The organism is Pantoea sp. Mb-10 (assembly GCF_021272205.1).
Lineage (GTDB): Bacteria > Pseudomonadota > Gammaproteobacteria > Enterobacterales > Enterobacteriaceae > Pantoea.
Window position 1 is genome coordinate 1 of the sequence record NZ_JAJSDX010000023.1, and the last position, 706, is coordinate 706.

The 706-nt window shown below is 54.8% G+C and carries 1 rRNA gene; it reads right to left on the reverse strand.

Features of this window, described 5'->3' with window-relative positions:
* Positions 1-11: 11 nt before the first annotated feature.
* A 16S ribosomal RNA gene (locus tag LU196_RS20315) occupies positions 12-706 on the reverse strand; the annotation flags it as partial.

Sequence of the window (706 nt, forward strand, 5' to 3'; positions counted from 1 at the left end):
GTATCTTCAGGTAAGGAGGTGATCCAACCGCAGGTTCCCCTACGGTTACCTTGTTACGACTTCACCCCAGTCATGAATCACAAAGTGGTAAGCGCCCTCCCGGAGGTTAAGCTACCTACTTCTTTTGCAACCCACTCCCATGGTGTGACGGGCGGTGTGTACAAGGCCCGGGAACGTATTCACCGTAGCATTCTGATCTACGATTACTAGCGATTCCGACTTCACGGAGTCGAGTTGCAGACTCCGATCCGGACTACGACGCACTTTATGAGGTCCGCTTGCTCTCGCGAGGTCGCTTCTCTTTGTATGCGCCATTGTAGCACGTGTGTAGCCCTGGCCGTAAGGGCCATGATGACTTGACGTCATCCCCACCTTCCTCCAGTTTATCACTGGCAGTCTCCTTTGAGTTCCCGGCCGGACCGCTGGCAACAAAGGATAAGGGTTGCGCTCGTTGCGGGACTTAACCCAACATTTCACAACACGAGCTGACGACAGCCATGCAGCACCTGTCTCACGGTTCCCGAAGGCACCAAGGCATCTCTGCCAAGTTCCGTGGATGTCAAGGCCAGGTAAGGTTCTTCGCGTTGCATCGAATTAAACCACATGCTCCACCGCTTGTGCGGGCCCCCGTCAATTCATTTGAGTTTTAACCTTGCGGCCGTACTCCCCAGGCGGTCGACTTAACGCGTTAGCTCCGGAAGCCACT